Below are 17,386 nucleotides of genomic sequence, written 5' to 3'. Positions count from 1 at the left end.
GGGCGGTTGAAGAACCAGAGGCTTTTCTACAGAGCGGGGACTTCAATGGTGCTTCTCCTGCAAGGGCAACCACAAGGGATTGCCCCTACAAGGGAATGCCATGATCTGCACGAGTGATCATCCCCCTACCCCCTTCAAAGGGGGACGGAATGCGTGAGCTTCGCAGCTGCAGCTTACCAGTCAGTTTCTATTTTCAACCTGTTTTCTGGAAAACGGCCTTAAAAAAGGCAGACGCAAGTTTGCACCTGCGTCTGTCCTAAAAAAATAAATTATAAGAAAACTGCTTATTACAACACCAGCGTGGCAATAGAGTGCGGCAGGCTCTTGGCATCGGCGGCTTTGCCGTTGATCCAGAGTTTGTAGTCCAGCGGTTTGTCGGTGGTGTTGAGCACGATCACGGCTACCTTGCCGTCTGGGTTCAGGAAGGCGGTGGTTTGCAGGGCATCGCGGTTAGATGAGCTAATGATGCGCTTGGCACCCGGCTTCACAAACTTAGAGAAGTGGCCCAGGTAGTAGTAGCTGTTGGTATAAAGGACTTTACCGTTGCGGGTATCGGCGTGGATAGGCGCGAAGCAGAAGTTACCCACGTGGTTAGGGCCGCCTTTCTCGTCCAGCACCATGTTCCAGTCGGTCCAGGCCACGGTTCCGGCGTTGAAGTCGTTCACCATAGAGTAACCGTAGCGCTCGCCCAAAGACCAGTCATTAATGCGGTTGAAATCGAATTTCTCAATGCAGCCCTCGGTGAAGATGAGGTTGGTCTCCGGGAAGGTCTCCTTCACTTTGCGCAGGTTGTCAAACAGCATGTCAGAGCCGGTCCAGGTTTCGTACCAGTGGTAGCCAATGCCCCACACGTATTTAGCTGCCTCAGGGTCGTTCAAGACGGTGCTGGCGCGTTGGTAGATGAGGTCACGGTTGTGGTCCCAGGCAATCAGCTTCTTGTCTTTCATGCCACTTTTGTGCAGCGTAGGCCCTAAATACTCCTTGATGAAATCGCGCTCTTCCTCACCGGTGAAGATGCAGGACTCCCACGTCTGCTTGGCCATAGGCTCATTCTGCACACTCAAGCCCCAGATAGGAATGCCCGCCTGCTCGTACGAGTTGATAAATTTGATGTAGTAATTCGCCCAGTTCTGACGATACTCAGGCAACAGTTTACCGCCGCGCAGCATGGTTTTGGTGTCTTTCATCCAGGCCGGAGGGCTCCAGGGGCTCACGTACATGGTCAGTTTTCCGCCTGCAGCCTGAATAGCCTGCTTGATGAACGGAATGCGGTATTGCTCATCGTGCTTCACGCTGAAGGTCTTCAGCTCTTTGTCATTGTCCTCCACGTAGGTGTACGAGCCGCTTGAGAAGTCTGAGCTGTGGATGGTGGTTCTGCCCAAGGTATACCCGATGCCATTGGTTGGGTCATAGTACGCCTTCATAATTTCCTGCTGCTTGTCCTTCGGCATTTTGGCGAAGGTCTCGGCGGTGGCATCAGTAATGGCCCCGCCAATGCCCACCATCGTCTGGAAGGTCTTGCTGGGGTCTACAAACACGCACACCTGGGTTTCCAGCGGCTGCCCGAAATCCTGGAACCGCAGCGTTCCGTTCTGCGACAAACGCAGATCGGTGTCTTTGGCAGTGGTGTACACCGTTACGGACCGGTTATCTACCTGAAAGGTATTGTTGCTGGTTTTGCTTTGGTTTGTTTTCACCTGCGAGCAGGAAAACGCTACACCCGCGGCCAGCAAGGTAAGGGATGCTAGGGATTGTATTTTCTTCATTTTTGGAATGAGTGATTGAATGATTGAGAGAATGGGTGAATAGAAGCTGTTGTACTGCTAAGGTAAAGCCGTTTGGGGCATGTTTTTCTTAAATCAACCCGAAAACAGTTTTACGCCAGCCGCTGCTCACTCCTTCTGGAAATTTACCACACGTAGGTACCTACCGCACCCGCGTTCAAGGTAGCCGAAACGGTTTTCCCTTTGTGCCGGATGTTGAAAGTTTGCGTAGTCTCCCCGTTGTTCAGGACAATGACCACACGCTCGCCTTTAGGTGTTTTGAAGGCTACGTTGGGCAGGTTAGTCGGTACGTTAGACGCGATTCTTACCGAACCGGGGCGCACAAACTTAGACGCGTGCGCGATGACGTAGTAGGCCGGGTTACGAATGACCTTATCGCCATCGATGGTCAGGGCGCCTAAGCACTCGGTGCAACCGCCGGGGGTGTGGGGTTTCTGCTGCGGATCAGCGGCCAGGTTCCACTCCAGCACGTTGCGCGCCCAGTTACGCGGCGCGCCTATAATCAATTCGCGCACGTGCCATTTGAGGTCACCGGGGAACTTGCCGGGAGCACCAATCCACTGCTCGGTGAAATACACGTGCTTGTCTGGGTGGGCATTGTGCACCTCAGACATCGCCTCGATCTTGCCGCCGTACAAGTGGAACGCCGAGCCATCGATGTATTTCTTCGCCTCGGGATCGTTCAGGATAGTGATGGGGTAATCCGGACGGTCCAGGTTGTGGTCGTAGACGATGATCTTGGTCTTTACGTTCGCTTTCTGAAAAGCAGGCCCTAAATGGTTCTTCACGAAAACGGCCTGATCAGGCGCCAGCATCAGCAAGCTAGGGTTGTTGCCCGGGTGCAAGGGCTCGTTCTGTACCGTAATGGCGTCTATCTTGATGCCTTCTTTGGCCATTTCCTGCACGTACTTTACGAAGTACCGGGCATAGGCATCGTACCACTCCGGCTTCAGGGAACCGCCTTTAGAGTTGTTGTTCGTCTTCATCCAGGTAGGCGGCGACCACGGCGAACCCAGAATTAAGATTTTGGGGTTAATAGCCAGAATCTCCTTCAAAACGGGAATCAGGAACTCACGGTCTGGCGCCAGGCTGAACTTCTCCATATTGGGATCGGTCTGACCTTCAGGCAGGTCGTTGTAAGAGAACACCTTCTCATCCAGGTCAGACGCGCCAATGCTCACGCGCAGGTAACTTACGCCAATGTTGTTTCCGTCCGTCGCGAAGAGCTCTTTCAGAATAGCCGCCCGCGCCGCCGGAGTCATTTTGTGCAGGTGGTACGCGCTGCCGCCGGTCAGGGTATAGCCAAAACCATCGATGGTCTGGAAGGTCTGCTGGTCATCAATGTCAATGACGGAGGAAGCCGTAGCTGCCGCCGCATCGGTGAACGCCAACGACTGCGCCTGCTTTTGGAACAGCGCAGATTTATCAGCATTGGTCAGCCATAGGTCAGCCTCATTCTTAGAGAAAAGGCCTTTGTTGGAGGTACAGCCCGCCGCACCGCCCAGGCAAAGCCCACCGATGAGCAGGGTGTGTACCCACTGTTTTTTGAGGGAATGAATCATGAATAGGTATTAAAATAATGTTGACTCAGTAGAGCACGCTTTGCAGCGGAGGTTTCAACCACTACCACTCTCCTCATTTTGTCATCTTGGAAAGATCTTGTGGGCGAACAGCAATAGCGTTTAGGGAAGGGCTACCTAGTTCGCTCACAAGATCCTTTCAGGATGACAAATGGGTATGTGATTTCTTTACTGAGTCAGAATTTCAAAATGTAAACCGTACTGCCTTACTGCAGGACAGGAACCTGATTAGGGGCTGCTTTCTCTAAATCAACCCCGAAACAGAAAATGTAATTACCACACGTAGGTACCCGTAGCGCCGCCTCTCAGAGTAGTAGAGACAATCTGGCCGCGGTAGCGAATGTTGAAAGTCTGGTCAGAACCGGTTTCGTTCAGGACCAGCAACACCTTCTTGCCCGCCGGGTTTTTGAACGCCACGTGCTGCAGGGTGTTGAACATCTCGGTATTCTGGGAATTCAGAAGCGTTGTTTTCACCCGCACAGAGCCGGGCCGCACGAACTTAGACGCATGCGCGATGATGTAGTAGGCCACGTTGCGGGTAGCGTTGTTTCCGTTGATAGTCACCGCTGGCAAACAAGTGCTGCACCCACCAGGAGTAAAAGGTTGGTTGTTGGGGTCAGCAGTCAGGTTCCACTCCAAGGCGTTCTTGCTCCAGTTGCGCATACTCCCGATGATCACGTTGGTCATGTGCCATTTGAGGTCCTCAGAGAAGTTACCCGGCGCGCCTACCCATTGCTCGGTGAAGTACACGTTCTTATCGGGGTGCGCATTGTGCACAGTGGTCATGGCGCTGATGTTGCCCGCATACAGGTGGAAGGCTGATCCGTCTACATACTGTTTCGCTTCCGGGTCATTTAGGATGCTGATCGGGTAATCCGGACGGTCCAGGTTGTGGTCATACAGGATAATCTTGGTTGCCAGGTTTGCCGCGCGTAAGGCTGGCCCGATGTTGTTCTTCACAAAATTGGCCTGATCCTGCGCCGACATGTACATGCTGGGATTGTTACCGTCGTGCAGAGGCTCGTTCTGAATCGTGATCGCATCAATGGTGATGCCGGCCGCTTTCATGCCCTGGATGTAATTCACCAGGTACTCGGCGTAATCATCATAGAACTCAGGCTTCAGAGAACCTCCTCTGGGGCTGTTGTTGGTCTTCATCCAGGCCGGTGCCGACCACGGCGAAGCCAATAGTTTGATGCTCGGGTTGATGGCCAGGATCTCCTTGAGCACCGGAATGTAATAAGTTTGGTCCGGAGCCAGGCTGAAGGCGGCGCCCATCACATCCTGGTACGAATACACCGTAGGGCTCAGGTCAGAGGCACCTACGTTCAGGCGCAGGTAACTCACCCCAATGGTACCTTCCTCCTCATCAACCGCAAACAACTCCCTTAACAGATCAGCGCGGCTGGCGGAAGCCATCTGGTTGAGCACGTAGGCACTGCCGGTGGTCAGGGTATACCCAAAGCCATCCACGGTCTGGTAAGTCTGGGTGGTATCCAGGTCTATGGTGAGGTTGTTGTTTGACTCGGTTTTGAAGTTCAGGGCAACGTTCTGCTTCTTGAACAACACCGATCTGTCTGCGTTGGTGAGCCAGAACGCTACCTGGCTGGGACCAGTACCGCCTGGGGGGGGCGGGGGGGCTGGAGTGGGGTCTGAACTGTCTCCGCAGCTGGCTACCGTACCAGCTATCAGAGCCATCATCAAAAGCTTAGATATTTTCTTGAAGGGACTTCCCATGGTTACTCTGTAAGTAGAGGCGTCTAAGGCTCAAAGAAGCATTAGACGCCTCTTATGAAACATTCGCTTTCTGCCGGAACTTGTTAAGCGTGGAGCTTTGTCCATTCCCGGCCATCAGCGTTTTTCTTTTCAGGCACGTTGGAGTTTCAGGTCTGTTTGAGAGAAAACAAGCCGGAAACACTTCCAAAACATGCCTGCATTACATTTCTTAAAGAGACCGGGCGCTCCCTCCTATCTTAAAGGCTGAGCGCCCGGTTCTTTTATTGTTTCACGAAAGAATACTCAGCGGTTTGGTAATCATTTGCCACGGTGATGGTGGCTTTGTAATTACCAGCCTGCGTAATGCCTTTGTAGTTAGGGCCTTTATGGGTCATGGTACCGGTAAGAGCCGTGCTATTGGTACCAAACTCTACTTCCCACGGCGAGTTAAACTTAATGTCATAGTTCGCTTTAAGGGCATGCGTTCCTTCAAAGGTGTAAGGGTGCTTGTAAGTCATAACTAACTCATTGCGGGCATCCCATCCGCCGTTATTGTCCCAGTGGAAAAGCTTGATGTTATAGTATTTCCAGGTAAGCTTACCGGTCTGGAAGTTCAACGTGATTTGGTAGGCTTGATCGCGGGCTACCGCAATGGCAGCGTTACCGGTACCAAAGTCAACCGGTGAAGAAACGGCATCGCCATTAGGCGCAGTGGTCTCGCCAATTTTGGCGCCAATGGTGTATGAGGTACCAGAACCGTCATTGGCAGAGTTCAGTCTGTACTCTTTGCTTGCCTCCAAGGCCAGGAAGATGTTTGACTTGAAGTTGTTGCCGTCTTTGGTGAATTCTGCTACCACGGTATTGCCCTGCAACAGGAACAGCTTGTCTGGCATGGTGGTTGGCGGTGGCACCGAGGTATCTTTCTGCAACGAGTAAGTGTACTGATCGCCAGACAGGTTCAAGGTCACAATGTGACGGCCTGTGGCAGTAGCCGGGATATCTTCTACCTCTACACCTGCTCCGCCTGCCTGAGACTGTAGCATCAGTTGGTTGGTAGTACCTTTTACCCGTTTCATTTGATAGGCCCAATCACCATTTGGTCTGAAGATAAAACCTTCGGTTTTATCAATATTCAGGGAAGCCTCCCATACACCATTTCCTTTGTATTGCAGCGGCTCATCGCCACCCCAACCAGAAGCAAACGCGCCTCCTACGGCACTCCATCTGTCAATCTTCAGGAAGCTGAAAGTATTGTTGTTCAGGTCAACGGTAACGCGGTAGGTACCAGCACCAGGTGCCGTGATAGGAGCTCCTTTCTTGCGTAATCCACCGCCGCTGGCAGCGCCGTACACCAAAGAGTTAGCGTTCTGCTGGCTGTAGAATCTGAAAGTACCGCCCTCGGTTAAACGGGTGTACACTTCAAATACGTTGGTGCGGTTTCCGTTGGCATCTTTCAGCGGGCGCATGGCAATGGCTTGGCCGATGTCGGTGCCTTTCTCAGTAGCCGAGCCTGAAATATACAAGCGGTCTGGATGAGTCTCGTTCTGGAAGCGTGTGATGTTAATGGTTTTGGCCTCAGAAACGGTTTCTTTGCTTAGGGACTGCGCCACAATAGCCCATTTCAGTTGCGCTGCTGAGTTGGCATCATAACCAGCCATTGACAAGGCCTGGTCAATCTGCATGGCGGTTGGCGTAATGAACAGGTTTTTACCTCCGTTACCGGTAGGCATGCTCAGGATTGGGGTACTAAAGTCTGCGTTGGCGGCAGAGTCTAATACCAGTTTGTAGGTAACGCCGTAGTTTTTGCTGGAAACGGCAGGCTGCCACTCAAACCGGATAGTAGCGTTAGGGTTAGCCTGGTCCAGGGTGACGGCGGCATTCTCTGCCGGGCCGGCCAGCACCGGAGCGCTCAGCTCCCAATTGCCCACGGGCTCAATATTGTCTTGCTCTTCACAGGCGCCTACCACAAACAGCAGGGCCAGAAGTTGCAGAAGTACGTTTATCTTTTTCATGGATGATGTTTTTTGGACATGAATTCTTTAAGAGAATCAGCCGGGTACCAGCCTGTTTCACCCTGCCACCCTCTGCCGGATTTCTGCGGAGGATGGTTGTTTCGGGGCTGATTTCATGAAAACAGCCCCGAAACGAATACAGGTGAAATGATGGAAGCTGGTGCCCTTCGGCCGGAAAGCTTAGTTATAGCCAGGAGTCTGTACCAACTGCGGGTTTCGGTTGATTTCTGACTGCGGAATAGGCAGGAACAGCTCATGCGGCGCCACGTTGTACTCCTTAGGGGTGTTGGTGCGCAGGTCAATCTCTTCGAGGTTCTCCATCGTTTCAATCGCTTTCCCAAGCCGGCGAAGATCATCCCAACGGTGTCCTTCCTGAGCCAGCTCCAGACGACGCTCCTTCAGGATGGCGTCTCTCATTTCCTCTTGGTTGGTGGAGGTATTAGGTCCTAAACTCACTCTTCTGCGCACGGTGTTCAGCACGGTTCTGGCATCTTCCAGGCGGCCTAACTCGTTCAGTGCTTCGGCTTTCAGGAGCATGATGTCGGCTAGTCTGAAGATATACTGGCGGTTGGTGCTGGCCCAACCACTGGCACTTTTCCAACGGTAAGCAAAAGGAATGCTTCCTCCGGTGCTCACAGACCAGAATTCATCTGACCAAGGGGCGTTCTCAAACAAGATGGTAGTATTCTTCCGGATGTTATCCTTCTCAGAATCGTAGGCTTCCACCAGGTTATGGGAAGGCGTCATGAATTTGCGCCAGGTATCACCACTTAAAGACGGTGGAAGCAACATCTGAGGCCCCCAGTTGGCTTCGTTCCCGCCAATAAACTGCACTTCCATGATAGACTCGGCATTGTTATAGTGCGCGCCATCAAACAGGTGATTGAAGTTGGCCAACAACTCATAACCGGCCGGGCTGTTGATCACGGCGTCTGCGTACTGCAGCACTCTGTTGTAATCGCGGTCTGGGCGTTGGGCCCAGACTTTCGCAAGTAATGCATTGGCGGCACCGCGGGTAGCCCGGGCTTTGTTCACACTGGCATTGTCTCCGTAAGAATCTGGTAAACGGTTCTCCAAGGCAAAAGCCAGGTCGGTCACAATCTGGTTGTACACTTCTACCTCGGAAGCGCGTGGTTTCTGGGTAACGCTAGGATCCAAAGACGTAACCGGCTCCAGTACCAACGGCACCCCGCCCCACATTTTTACCAGTTGGAAATAGTGGTACGCGCGCAGGAAAGCGGCCTCGCCTAAGATCTGTGCCTTACGGGTTCCGGAAAGCTGCGGGTCTGTGATCTGAGGAACCTTCTGCAACACCACGTTTGCTTTGGCAATGGCGTTGTAGATCTGGCTCCAGTTGTTCCACAGACGGCTGTTGGTAGGCGTTATGGCTACGTTATCCACCGCGAAAATCTCAGCGTTATCCCCGCCAGCGTAGTAGTTATCTGACAAGATTTCGCTGAACACCAGGTTGTCCCAGATGTAGTATTCCGCCTGAAAAGACTCGTACACCCCGGTCAGGGCAGCTTCGGCATCGCTGGCGGTTTTATAGGCGTTTTCCGTGGTAGCCTCAGAAATGGGCTCCAGTTCCAGGAAATCGTCACAGGCGGGGGCTCCCATCAGAAGAGCACCGGCTAATGTATAGATGGCTATTTTATTCAGTTTCATAACTTTTCTCAATTAGAAGGAAAGGTTCAAACCTAAGATCAAGTTGCGCGTCTGCGGATAAGTACCATAGTCAACGCCCTGGGCTCTGTTGGCACCTCCAAATGCGTTCACTTCTGGGTCAAAGCCTGAATAGTCTGTAATAGTGAAGAGGTTCTCTCCGGTAGCGTAGATGCGCAGGTTGTTCAATTTGATCTTAGACAACACTGTAGAAGGCAGGTTATAGCTCAGAGTAAGAGTCTTTACACGCAGGTAAGAACCATCTTCCACAAAGCGGGAAGAGATGCGTGAATTGTCTGTGTTAGCCCAAACTGCTCTAGGGATATCGGTTACATCGCCTGGGTTTCTCCAGCGGTTGATTACTTCAATTCCCTGGTTTTTAGGATCTGACATGCCTTCCATCTCAATGCGGCTAGCGTTGAAAATGTCATTGCCTTGTGAACCTTGCAGGAAGATGCTCAACCCAAAATTCTTGTAAGAGAACGTGTTGGTTACCCCATAGATGAAATCTGGGTTAGGGTTACCAATGATGGTGCGATCTTCTGGTGCAGGAGTGAAAGTGCTCTCACCGTTTCTGTTGATGTAGTACGCCATACCCGTGGCAGGATCTACGCCACCCCACTGGTAACCATAGAACATTGCCAGTGGAGCACCTTCTCTTGACAAGCTTACGTCTCCTCTACCGGCTACGCCTCCATAGAAGACATTTTGCCCTAAGATGTTGGTTACTTTGTTTCTGTTGAATGACAAGTTCAGGTCAGTAGTCCAGGAGAAATCACCTACCAGGTTCTGGGAGCTCACCAAGAACTCAAGACCCTTGTTCTGCAGGCTTCCTACGTTGGCATCACCGTTATTGTAACCAGTAGATCTTGGCACTTCAACTTGTAATAAGAGATCAGTGGTTTTCTTCAGGTAGGCGTCAACGGTTAAGGAAATGCGGGAATTCAGGAACGCAACATCCAAACCTACGTTGGTTTGCTCAGATGCTTCCCAACCTAGCTGATAATTCCCGATAGAAGAAGGATAGCTACCTGGTTGGGTAACACCTCCAATTGGGTAGTTAGCACCATAACCTACGCGAGGCAGGAAAGAATAGGGTGCTAAGCCAGTATCATTCCCAACCAAGCCCCAACCAACGCGCAGTTTCACATCGTTCACCACATTGGTTTTAGGGAAGAAATTCTCCTCAGAGATTCTCCAGCCCAAAGAGGCAGAAGGGAAATAGCCCCAACGTACTTCCGGACCGAACACCGAAGAAGCATCTGCTCTGAAGTTGGCGGTTAACAGGTACTTGTTGGCGAAGTCATAGGTCACCCGGCTAATGAACGAGGTGTTGGTCTTCTCAGATTTGTTCGCGTCTGCCGATTGGATTACCGCTCCGGCACCTGGCGTAGTCACGGCAGTACCAGAAAACTCAGTACGCTCAATGCTGTTGTTTTCCCATCTGAATTTCTGCTGCACAGAACCCACCATGGCACTGAAGTTATGGTTGCCAAGGCTCTTGGTATAAGAAAGGGTGTTGTCCAGAATCCAGTAGTTGGTCAGGTTGGTGCTGTTGCGGCCAATCCCTTTTCTGGCACGGCCATAGCTGGTTCTGAACGGATCCAGGAAGTAATCATTCACAGCACTGATGAAATCAATACCAAAGTTAGCGCGGTATTTCAAGCCTTCCAGTAACTGCACCTCGCCGTACACATTACCCAATAAGCGCTGGTTTTTGTAATTTCTGTCAGAACCATCGGTGAAAGCAATAGGGTTTTCCCAGTCCTGGAAAGGGTTGCTGGTGAAAGTCCCGTTCGGGTTGTACACGCCAATTACCGGCGGAGTAGACAGTACGCCTAAGATCACCCCGCCTTGGTTTACGGCTTGGTTGTCGGCTACGTCTACGTCATGGTAGCGGGTGTAGCCCATGTTGGTACCCACGGTTAACCATTTGGAAAGCTTCTGCTCCAGGTTCACCTTAAAGCTGGCGCGGTCCATGGTAGAGCTGCGCACGGCTCCGTTCTGCTTCATCCAGCCACCAGAAATGTAGTAGTTGGTTTTGTCAGTTTTTCCGGAAACGGATAACTGGTAGTTCAGAGAGCTTCCGTTCCGGAAAACTTCTTTCTGCCAATCGGTATTCTCCTGGTAGCGGCTCCAGTCTGTGTTCTGACCCAGTTCGGTCATCAGATCGCGGTACTGCTCGGCGTTCAGAACATTCAGGGTGTTCCATACCTGAGAGATACCGGTGTAGGTGCTGAATTCAAACGTTGGTTTTTCGGTTCTACCGCGTTTGGTAGTGATCAAAACCACCCCGTTGGCTCCTTGCGCACCGTAGATGGCGGCAGAAGAAGCGTCTTTCAGGATGGAGATAGTTTCAATATCGGCTGGGTTAAGGCTTCTGGTATCGGTGGAAGGTACGCCGTCCACCACGTACAAAGGATCGCTGTTAGCTAATAACGAGCTTGTTCCCCGAATACGGATGTTAAAGCCCGCTGATGGTTTACCGGAGTTAGTCAATACCTGCACCCCAGCGGTTTTCCCTTGAATCAGGTTCCCTACCTGGGTGTTAGGACGGGCATCAAATGCCGTGTTGTCAATCACCGATACAGAACCAGTGATATCTTCTTTCTCCTGGGCACCGTACCCTACCACTACCACTTCTTGCAGGGCTTTGGCATCTGGCACCAGAGCAACATTCACGGTTGAACGGTTCTCCAGGGCAACTTCCTGGGTCTGGTAACCAATGTAAGAAAATACTAAGGTACCAGTGTTAGCAGGCAGCGTGAGGGCGTAGTTCCCTTCCACGTCTGAAGAAGTGGCATTGGTAGTACCTTTCACAGAAACGGTTACTCCCGGAAGCCCGGCACCGTTTTCGTCGGTTACCTTACCCGTCACCCGGAAAGCACCCTGCTGCACAGTTTCTACAAAAGCCTTAGGCTGGGCCACTTTTTTTCTGGCGCGCACGTGAATGTTGTTGTTCACCTGCTTGAACTCCAGGTTGGTGGTAGCAGCTACTTTGTCCAGCACCTTGTCCAAGGGCTCATTTTTAGCCTGTACTGAAACTTTAGCTTTGCTAAGTACCTCATTTTCATCAAACGTGAATTTGAATAGGGTTTCGGCTTCTACCTTCCGGAAGAACTCCTGCAGGGTGCCATTGGTAATGGCAAGCGTGATTTTGGTTTTTTGGATTGTGTTCAAGGGTGCTCCGTTGGGAGCGGCAAATCCTGAGGAGACGCAAGCCAGGAACAGTATGAGCACTGCCAGAGCCCTGCATGCTACTCCTTTTAGGAAGCCGTAAACGTTTTTTTCCATATCTTGGGAGTGTTTAGTTTTAATTGTTTGAATTGCCTTCTGGTCATCAGATGCGCCAACATCTGATTTTCCAAGGGTAATGACAGGTAGGCCACCCAGTGGTCTGCCTGTTAAGCAGAACCAATCTTTATCTCATAGGCCGCTCATCAGTTGAAAGTAATTTGCACTTGTTTGTCATCTAGTGTATAAGAAAAGTCTTTCACGAACCCAATGCCTTCCAGTACCTGAGACAGGGGCTGCCGCACGTATTCGCCGGTGTAGCTCCAGTCGCCCAGGTCTTTTGAATCAGCACCTTTTACCTCAATCTCCACGCCGTACCAGTTTTCAAGGCCGGTTACCACTTCTTCCAGGCTGGCTTTTTTGAAGAACAACACGCCGTCTTTCCAACCAAGCACCTCGCGGTTTTCAAAGGAACCTACTGCGTGTTGCTGGTTTTTCCGGTTAAAAACTAGTTGCTGCCCCGGCACCAGTTCGGCCAGGGTTTCCTCTCCTTCTTGCTGCGCCTTGCTGATCTTTACAATACCGGTAGCCAGCGCCACGGAAACCGCGGTGTCATTCGGCAGATATCTGATGTTGAAGGAAGTGCCCAGCGCCTGGGTATAGATGGCTCCCGACTTTACCACGAATGGGCGTGCTTTGTCTTTGGCTACCTGAAAGAAGGCCTCGCCTTCCAGCGTGATGTCTCTTCTGTCACCGCTGAAGGGAACCGGATAGCTTACCTTACTGCCCGGGCGCAAAACAATGGAAGAGCCGTCTTCCAGCTGGATGGTTTTCTGGTTTCCGGGGGCGGCTTGCACAGCCACTAACGGCCCACCTACTGATTTATTTTGGAGGTACTGGCTGGCTACAAACCACACCAACCCCAGAGGCAGCAGAATTGCCGCCGCTACCCGTGCCCACTTCCCCCACCTTGCCTCTCCCCGCATGGGCACCACTACAGCTTCCTGCTCTGTGCTCAGGCTACTTTGTTTGATAGACGCTTCAATGTTGCGCCAGATCTTATCTGAATCATGCGAAAAGGTGGAGTCTGTTTTTTGTTCGCCGGCCTGGTGCCACAGTTCCTGCAACTGGCGCTCCTGCGCGGGCGTAGGTTCTTGATTTTTAAACCATTCCAGAACCGCTTTCACCTCCTCGGGGGTGCATTCTCCTTTGTAAAAACGGTTGATCAGGTCCTGATTCATGCGTAAAAAATATTGGCGCTTTTCCCTATTACACACCAACCGCGCGTAGCACCACCTCCGCTTTCAACTTTTTTGAAGAAAAGTTTCGGTTTTTGTTTTTTCCACAAATTGGGCTACATTTATCCTGAAAATTTTATGGTTTTTTCAAACTACCTCTTATTGAAGAGCAGGAGAGTTGGGTTAGTGTAGATGTAGTAACATGATAGTCAAGTACTTCACCAAAGAAACCATGCCCGTAGAAAACCCGGACAGCATCATGGCAGATATTGAGGCGCTCTCCAACGGAGACGTGGCTGCCTTTGAACGCCTGTACCGGAAGCTGGAACCCAAGCTATTTTCTTTCGCCGCCAAGCTGGTCAAAAGCCGGGAAGATGCGGAGGAGATAGTGCAGGAAGTGTTCCTGAAACTGTGGGAGAAAAGGACTTCTTTGGATCCTAAGCAAAACCTGGACGGGTATCTTTTCACCATCGCCAAAAACCTGGTGTACAACAAGGCCCGCCACCGGGTATATGAATTTGCGTTCAGCCAATACCTGGCCGAACACGCCACCGTAGCCGAGGACTCAACCCAGCTGGCCCTGGAGCACCAAGAGTTGCTGCAGTTGTTTGAGGAAGTGTGCGCCTCCATGCCTCCCGTACGGCGTCAGGTTTTTGTGATGAGCCGGACCGAAGGGCTAAGCAACACCGAGATTGCCTCTGCCCTGAACACCAGCAACAGCAACATTGAGAACCACATGAACAAGGCTCTGAAGATGTTGCGCGAGAAATTCAAGAGCTATGACATTGTTTACGGGTTCCTGCTGGCTTGCGCGTTCTTGCTCCGGTAATCTAAACCAAGTTTAACAAAAACGAGGAAGTCCGTTGGAATTGGTTTTCGCCAGTTTCAACGGACTTCCTCGTTTCAGGGCTTTTTTCTGGAAACAGCCCTGAAACACCCTTTATCTTTTACCTGCCTTGCCCTGGCCCAGCCCAATCTGCACGCCCAATGATGGCACAATGGTAATACCGGAGTAGCTCACCTGGTCGTTTTCCAGCAGTTCATAGGTACCGTAGTTCTGGTAATACATGGAAAGCGCCGGCAACAGGTAAATGCGCTTGGCGCCTATCTTAGCATTCACGAAAATTCCGTAGGATGGGAAGCTTTGTTTTCTGGTAAGCCCTTCTATTTGCTCCACATCGCCGCCGGCTTTCTTGTACAGCCTGCCAGGTTCTAAACCGTACTCCAGGAAGGTGTGGTTATAAGCCACCCCAAAGGAGAAGTTCCCGAACTCTTCGTCCTGCCCAAAGGAGCGGCTGAACACCAACGGCACCAGAATGTCTTTCCGCTTGGCCTGAAACTCCAGTACCGGAGCCAGTTTGGTCAGGAAAAGCTTGTCCAGAATGTCTGAGCTTTGCCCGGCGTACTGAATGCCCACGCTGCCGTACCACCGGTCCTGCGGGCTATTGCTGGCGGTACCGGCTACCGGCCCCAGGAACTGGTACATGGCATCCAGCACGTGTACGCCCGAGGCATATTTGTACCCCACATCTACCCTGGGGGCCAAACCATAGCGCACGTAGAAATCAAACGTTGGCCCCACTGGGTCCAGCGAGTACGCAATAGCCGCCTGGGTAGCCACTTTCACCTGCTCCCCGTAATACACAGAATCCCGGTTGGCCAATGCTTCAATGGCGGCCTCGGTGATGTCTTTCAGTTGGCTGATGGGCTCCGTGGCCACGTTTCCGCCAAAATTGGCGCCTACCTTAAACTGCCCGTGTGGCGTCACCCTGCCCGAGTGGATCACAGATCTGGGAGCTGTACAGCTTGCCAGTGCTACCAAAAATACAATAGAGAAAAACCGCTGTAAGCGAGAAGAGCTAAGAAGGCCACACATACCCACCAGTAAAAGACTTAAGAGAGATGAAAGTTAGATTTGGAGCGAGAAACGGGATTCGAACCCGCGGCCCTCAGCTTGGGAAGCTGATGCTCTACCACCTGAGCTACTCTCGCTGAACTCAATGATTTACGAACAAATATAGGTTGGTTTTCTCTGGTCTACAACACTCTCCACCTCCCCGGTGGCTCTTAAATATTCCTGATTGTAGTTGCCAGAAACAGACTCTTCCTATTTCATTTCCGGCCTGATTTTCTGAAACCGGGAGAAAAACGCGCGTTTATATCTGCTTCGGGTTCAGTAATTTTGCGGTTCTTTCTTAAGAACATGATAAAATCTTTTCAGCCGAGAGCTTTCCGGCGGAGCGTGCATATAGCCATGTTGCTGGCGCTTGGTGTAGCCATGCTCCTTTACACCGTTTGCCGGCTTCTTTTCTATTTTTTCAACAAAGGCTTCTTCGCCGAGACCTCTTTCTCTGACTTGCTGTACCTCATGTGGGGCGGACTCAAGTTTGACCTGGCGGCTATCATCTACACCAACCTTTTGTTTCTGGTGCTCATGTTGCTGCCCTTCCGGTTCCGGCACCATCCGGTGTACCAGAAGGTGGTGAAATGGGTGTTTCTGGTCTTCAACGGCCTGGGGCTGGCGCTCAACTGCATTGACTTTATTTACTACCGCTTCACCCTGCGCCGCACTACCGGGAGCGTGGTGCGGGAGTTTGGAAATGAAGATTGGGGTGGTTTCGCTTCCAGTTTCCTGGTCGATTTCTGGTACATCGCCCTGATCTGGATAGGCTTGGTGGCCTTGATGACCTGGCTGTACAACCGCATCAAACTGGAGAAAGCACCTTCCTACAACCCGTGGTTTTATTACCCATGGCACACCGTAGTGCTTGTGTTGACCATTGGCTTGAGCATTGCCGCCATGCGCGGGGGTTTTAGGCATAGCACACGGCCCATCACGCTGAGCAATGCTGGGGAGTACGTGGAGCGTCCGCAGGAAATGTACATCGTACTTAATACGCCTTTCTCCATCATCCGGACCATCAACAAGACCAGCTACCAGAAGGTGGCGTATTTCCCCGAGGAGCAGGTGGCGCAGGTGTACAGCCCCATTCATCAGCCTGTAGATTCTGCCAGATTCCGGAAAAAGAATGTGGTGGTGATTGTACTGGAAAGCTTCGGGAAAGAGGCGGTGGGAGGCTACAACAAGCACCTGGAGAACGGAACTTACACTGGTTTCACACCTTTCCTGGACTCATTGATGCTGCACAGCAAAGTGTACTGGAACTCCTTCGCCAACGGCCGCAAGTCCATTGATGCTCTGCCCTCGGTGCTCACCAGCATCCCTAGCATTCAGGAACCGTTTGTTTTGACGCAGTACGTGAGCAACAACCTGCCCAGTTTGCCCCGCACTCTTAACGCGAAAGGTTATCATACTTCCTTCTTCCACGGGGCGCCTAACGGTTCCATGGGGTTTGACGCATTCATGAACCTGATTGGCGTGCAGGAGTACTACGGCATGACCGAGTACGGCAAACCCGAAGACTTTGACGGCATGTGGGGCATCTGGGACGAGGAGTTCCTGCAGTTCATGGCGGGCAAACTGAACACCTTCCAGGAGCCGTTCATGAGCGCGGTGTTCACTACGTCTTCGCACCACCCGTACAAGGTTCCGGAGCGGTATCAAGGCAAGTTCAAGAAAGGCCCGTTTGAGATTTTTGAGTGCATCGGGTACTCAGACATGGCCTTGCGTAAGTTCTTCCAGAAAGCCAGCCAGGCGCCGTGGTTCAAGAACACGCTCTTCGTGATCACCGCCGACCACTCCGCCACCCACACCTATTATCCCGAGTACCAGACTGCCTGGGGCAACTTCGCGGTACCCATCCTTTTCTACGCTCCCGGCGATCCTTCCTTCAAAGGCGTGGACCGGGAGCGGGTGGTGCAGCAACTGGACATCATGCCTACCGTGCTAGGTTACCTGGGCTACGACCAGCCATACTTTTCCTTCGGCAAGAACATGCTGAATCCGCAGGAAGGCAACTTTGCCATCAGCTACCAGGGCGGTTACCAATGGACCGAAGGTGACTACTTCCTCCAGTTTGACGGCACCAACACCTTAGGCCTGTTCAACTACAAGGAAGACAAGTTCCTGAAGAACAACCTCAAGGACAAGGAGCCGCTCATCAGGACAGCCCTGGAAAACAAACTCAAGGCCTTCATTCAGCAGTACAACAACCGAATGCTGGAGAACCGCCTTACCACGAATTGATTGCTGGTTGTTA

10 protein-coding genes and 1 tRNA gene are annotated in these 17,386 nt (G+C 51.8%); 2 read left to right on the top strand and 9 right to left on the bottom strand.

Translation table 11 applies throughout. The annotated features are described in order from the left end of the window. Window positions 1–287: 287 nt before the first annotated feature. The 7 genes from JT719_RS13800 to JT719_RS13770 all read right to left on the bottom strand — a co-directional run bounded on the left by JT719_RS13800 (window position 288) and on the right by JT719_RS13770 (window position 13,229). Window positions 288–1,766 carry a glycoside hydrolase family 30 protein gene (locus tag JT719_RS13800; protein WP_207433910.1) on the bottom strand — a complete coding sequence of 493 codons (1,479 nt, stop codon included), beginning with the start codon at window positions 1,764–1,766 and terminating at the stop codon, window positions 288–290. Between the two features lie 143 nt (window positions 1,767–1,909). Next, window positions 1,910–3,346, bottom strand: a complete 1,437-nt coding sequence (locus tag JT719_RS13795; protein WP_207433909.1) for a glycoside hydrolase family 30 protein — start codon at window positions 3,344–3,346, stop codon at window positions 1,910–1,912. A gap of 291 nt (window positions 3,347–3,637) precedes the next feature. Beyond that, the gene (locus JT719_RS13790) at window positions 3,638–5,065 is read right to left on the bottom strand and encodes a glycoside hydrolase family 30 protein (RefSeq protein WP_207433908.1); all 1,428 of its coding nucleotides are present in this window, start codon (window positions 5,063–5,065) and stop codon (window positions 3,638–3,640) included. Between the two features lie 296 nt (window positions 5,066–5,361). Then, window positions 5,362–7,092: a SusE domain-containing protein gene (locus tag JT719_RS13785; RefSeq protein WP_207433907.1), complete on the bottom strand. Its 1,731-nt coding sequence runs from the start codon at window positions 7,090–7,092 to the stop codon at window positions 5,362–5,364. 180 nt (window positions 7,093–7,272) lie between these two features. Then, entirely contained in the window at window positions 7,273–8,757 is a 1,485-nt protein-coding gene (locus JT719_RS13780) for a RagB/SusD family nutrient uptake outer membrane protein (protein WP_207433906.1), read from the bottom strand. A 12-nt stretch (window positions 8,758–8,769) separates the two neighbouring features. Beyond that, a complete protein-coding gene (locus JT719_RS13775) occupies window positions 8,770–12,048 on the bottom strand; it encodes a TonB-dependent receptor (protein WP_207433905.1) in 3,279 nt (1,092 codons plus the stop codon). 146 nt (window positions 12,049–12,194) lie between these two features. Continuing rightward, window positions 12,195–13,229 (bottom strand): FecR family protein, encoded by a 1,035-nt coding sequence (locus JT719_RS13770; RefSeq protein WP_207433904.1) that lies wholly within the window; start codon window positions 13,227–13,229, stop codon window positions 12,195–12,197. Window positions 13,230–13,428: 199 nt separating this feature from the next. On the opposite strand from JT719_RS13770, the gene JT719_RS13765 reads away from it, so the two are divergent. Further along, window positions 13,429–14,055: an RNA polymerase sigma factor gene (locus JT719_RS13765; protein WP_207433903.1), complete on the top strand. Its 627-nt coding sequence runs from the start codon at window positions 13,429–13,431 to the stop codon at window positions 14,053–14,055. A 111-nt stretch (window positions 14,056–14,166) separates the two neighbouring features. Here the strand turns inward: JT719_RS13765 and JT719_RS13760 are convergent, their stop codons facing one another. Together JT719_RS13760 and JT719_RS13755 are read right to left on the bottom strand one after the other, a co-directional pair. Beyond that, the gene (locus JT719_RS13760) at window positions 14,167–15,012 is read right to left on the bottom strand and encodes a hypothetical protein (protein ID WP_207433902.1); all 846 of its coding nucleotides are present in this window, start codon (window positions 15,010–15,012) and stop codon (window positions 14,167–14,169) included. A gap of 130 nt (window positions 15,013–15,142) precedes the next feature. Continuing rightward, window positions 15,143–15,218, bottom strand: a tRNA-Gly gene (locus JT719_RS13755). A 211-nt stretch (window positions 15,219–15,429) separates the two neighbouring features. Between JT719_RS13755 and JT719_RS13750 the strand changes: the two genes are divergently transcribed. Continuing rightward, window positions 15,430–17,373 (top strand): LTA synthase family protein, encoded by a 1,944-nt coding sequence (locus JT719_RS13750; RefSeq protein ID WP_207433901.1) that lies wholly within the window; start codon window positions 15,430–15,432, stop codon window positions 17,371–17,373. The last annotated feature ends 13 nt before the right edge of the window (window positions 17,374–17,386 follow it).

It is taken from the genome of Sabulibacter ruber (assembly GCF_017355955.1).
Taxonomy (GTDB): domain Bacteria; phylum Bacteroidota; class Bacteroidia; order Cytophagales; family Hymenobacteraceae; genus Nibribacter; species Nibribacter ruber_A.
Note: the sequence above shows the minus strand (reverse complement) of the source record. Positions and strands in the feature narration are given on the sequence as shown.